Below are 3,484 nucleotides of genomic sequence, written 5' to 3'. Positions count from 1 at the left end.
CAGTGATACAAAGGTTACAATTTTTTTCTTTGACACTTGAAAAAGTTGCCAGCAATCTCTAAAAATTTTTCAATTACGACCATCGAAACCTATGATATCAATATCTATTCTTGACCATTGCCCGATTGCAGATAGATTGAGAGTGCATCACGGCATAGATTCATCTCAAAGCCAGTGCTTGCACATCATTTGCCAGAACAACCCCTCCAACGGCAAGGCAGTCCCATGGACTGCCCACCTACCGCATCACTGGGATCACCCTCATGCCGTCCAGCTTGTCTACGAAACTCATTTTTTCGAGTCAAGCATGCGTAAGATGGTTTGAAGAAGAGCCATCGCCGCAAAAAATAATGCAATCCATGTAGGAAATATCATCACCCACGCTAAAGATACTGCCGTCCTTAACGCCTCTTCATTGATGCCCTGGAGAATCGGCAAACTGGGAATCTGGTAGAACAAATAAATGCTACCAGCACCGGACCCGAAGAAAAACAATATAGCCAGACATCGATACATTTTTACCTGTTAACGATGAATTTCATTGCTACACGGCTTTTTGGTACGAATTATCTTTTCAGATCCGAATGTAGAGAACTTTTGAGATCGTGTGCCATGCGTGCCGTAGGTCGTTTTAATATCAGGCTGGACTTGCGCTTCAAGCGCCACATGCGTGGGGGATTAAGACATTATGCTACCTAAGACCGGAGGGGGTGTCAAACAATATCCTATGTTAAAACATTGGGTTAGTACCACATTGTGGCGGCTACCTCCAAAAATGACCGAAATTCTTATCTGTCGCCAAAGTGGTGATGTATTGAGATCATCTTTATCATTCGAAACCTGCCAAATCTGGTGATGTGTTGGAGCTGTACGACATCCCCCACCACTTTTCACCTGTGATATCAATTTCAAACCCAACATATTTTAGGAAAAGGCCAACCACCAGGTATTGTGGTCGGTCATTTTTTGGCTGGACGTTTATTTAATAGCAGCTATCACCACCGGCGACCAGAGAACCGTGGATGATAATATCACAAATGTATTGCGGCCCCTGATATGTCCAACTTTGTTGGAGGCATCCAAAAATTCTGCCATCAGTTTTTTCCCTGTGATAGCAAATCGACAGTCAACAAATTCCCGAAAGTACCCAACCCCCAGATATTGTGGTCGCTCATTTTTCAGCAGGACGTTTCGTACATAATATCAGGTACATACAATTAACTGAAATTACAGGTACGTTAAGGCTATTTTGTATAAAAATTTGATTCAGTGGGGACGAAAAGGCTTCCTGATCTATCAGTTAACGATCAGTTTCCCCGTAATTTAATCCTTACCACTACCGATAAAACGAAAGATGGTCGCGCCGAGGACAGCTCCGACAATTGGGTCCACCCATGAAACCCGCTTCGATATGCTTCAAGACATCATCCACATTTGGCTGGAGTATATTTCGTGTTTCAACGAAAACATGCCTGGGAATGGGCTTGTATGCCGTTCATTGTGACGTCTTTCTAAACCGGGCAAGCTCATCCAACAGCCATTTTGCTGTCGGCATTTCATTACCTTCGCAGGTCACTTGATACGGTCGACCGCTCATGCTGCTTTTGGTGGCAGCATACTGGATGAAATCCTCGGTGGTTTTTATGTAACGCTTCGTATGGGCATATTTTTTCCGGATATGCTCACAGGCGTCCTGACCGTCATGGATGGTTCCGTTGCGATTGAATGTGCAACCGGATGTTTCAATGTACTCGAGCAGGTGATCGATCTCCGACTCCATGCCGGCATGGGACAGGCAGGGAAGAAAGGTGATACACAATGCCAGGATAACGGCGAGGGATGACGCAACAAATCCGTTAAAATTCCGGAACCGGTTCATCCGCCAGTTTGAAAACAACCGTGAGCGGGTTATGGTCAGAGGTGGAAACAATGGGTGTCGCAGCATTTTTAGCCTCCAGTCCGCGATAGTAAACGTGATCGACATCGTGGCCGAAAAATTTGGATCGGTGGTTTTCGTCGAACCTGACGGCGGTAAGGCCAAGGCGTTGAACCATGGCATTCACACGGGACATGCGGCCGGAGGTCCATGTGTTGAAATCTCCCGATACGATCAAGGGGCCCCGGCACTTGGCAAGAAACCCTTCTAGGCGATCGATCTGTTTTTGAAATACGGACGTGCCCATCGTAAAATTAATGGCATGAATGTTTGCTACCAGAAGTTCCAACGTTGTCCCCGACAGGGGGTATCGGGAAATCAGGACGCTTTTGGGGATGCGGGTAATCGGTTCGGTTTCCCGAAATGCGCACGTGAAATTCGGGGCTATCCTGGCGGCCGTCAACACACCCGCCTCGATTTGTCGGTATTCGAGTGTCGCTGTCATATCCCATTGGTATCGTTCTTGTTCCAGCATTTTTTTCAGGCTGTCGGTCAGATAGGCTTCCTGCAAGCTGAGGATGTCCGCATTCCGGCTGAGTTTTTGGAAATCCTCAGCCCAGCCCTCTTTGTTACCTTTGAAGATGTTCCAGCTCACCAAGCTGAAACCGTCGGCATTCAACGTCGGTGTCGGGGCCGTCAGGGCCAGTACGGACGGGGAAAGGCAGGCGGCCGTGCATTCAGCGGTTAGGCTGCGGGTCTCGAACGAGCTGCGGCGACTGACCGTCCAGCTTTCCTCGGGAATTCGGATGCATCCTGAGGCCAGCACGATAAAGATGCCTGCGGCGATACCTATCCATCCAGCCTTTCTTTTTGGTCGGTTAGTCCGGGATAACCCATTGCCGGACGGGACCCGGCGTTCCTGCGAGATCGTTTGGAGCATCGTTATTCGCCTCTTTACGGGAAGAATTATCAAACCATGATTTTATGAATGATTTCGCAGAATGCAAATCAAAAAAGGTCGTAAAATAATCAGACCGAGGTCCGTCAAACTGACAATACTCAAAAATCTGTGCACGTTGAGTTATTTGGCAGCGAACTCCGTTACTGCGGCCGTTATCACGCTCATCACCAAAATGATATATACGGTATTGCAAAAAGGTTGTGACAAAGGGCGTTGTTGGCATCAACCTGCGCTGATTCAGGGCATCACGGAGGTTCTGCAGATGGGATATAACACTTGGCATGGCATGCTTTCTCCCATTCAGTTTATTGCTGCGTTAATGGTGCGGGTTTTTCGTTGCCACATCTATATGGACCGAGTCGATACGCTGTTTGTCAGTATCGACGTTGAACACTTCGGTCAACTTGTATGTGCCGGCGTTGAACAAGACTTTTTCTAGGCCATTTTCAGCAACGATGGTGCGCATGTTCCATAAGGTTTTGGGGCACATGTATTTAGCCGATTCCGATTCTTCGGTGATGTTTAACGCATAGTGCCATTGAATGTTGAAGCAGAGTTGATCAACGGCCTCTTCGTGAGTCAGGTCATGGGTTTGCTGATCTTGTGGCCAGATGAAATTTCGGGCGGGTGGTGATTGCACCATTGGC

General features: G+C 47.5%; 3 protein-coding genes. All 3 read right to left on the bottom strand.

Annotated elements, in window-relative coordinates:
- Positions 1-1,495: 1,495 nt before the first annotated feature.
- A complete protein-coding gene (locus tag QNK41_RS16155) occupies positions 1,496-1,879 on the bottom strand; it encodes a DUF5329 domain-containing protein (protein ID WP_319258748.1) in 384 nt (127 codons plus the stop codon).
- Positions 1,857-2,816, bottom strand: a complete 960-nt coding sequence (locus QNK41_RS16150; protein WP_319258746.1) for an endonuclease/exonuclease/phosphatase family protein — start codon at positions 2,814-2,816, stop codon at positions 1,857-1,859. The genes QNK41_RS16155 and QNK41_RS16150 overlap by 23 nt, the downstream gene beginning before the upstream one ends.
- Before the next feature lie 337 nt (positions 2,817-3,153).
- A partial coding sequence (locus tag QNK41_RS16145) for a hypothetical protein (protein ID WP_319258744.1) occupies positions 3,154-3,484 on the bottom strand: 331 nt, incomplete at its 5' end.

The sequence above is a fragment of the Desulfosarcina sp. genome, assembly GCF_033791525.1.
Classification (GTDB): Bacteria; Desulfobacterota; Desulfobacteria; order Desulfobacterales; family Desulfosarcinaceae; genus Desulfosarcina.
Note: the sequence above shows the minus strand (reverse complement) of the source record. Positions and strands in the feature narration are given on the sequence as shown.

Bases quoted from the DNA above. Each gene is read 5' to 3' on its own strand.
- QNK41_RS16155 (WP_319258748.1), bottom strand. From the start codon at position 1,879: ATGAACCGGTTCCGGAATTTTAACGGATTTGTTGCGTCATCCCTCGCC.
- QNK41_RS16150 (WP_319258746.1), bottom strand. From the start codon at position 2,816: ATGCTCCAAACGATCTCGCAGGAACGCCGGGTCCCGTCCGGCAATGGG.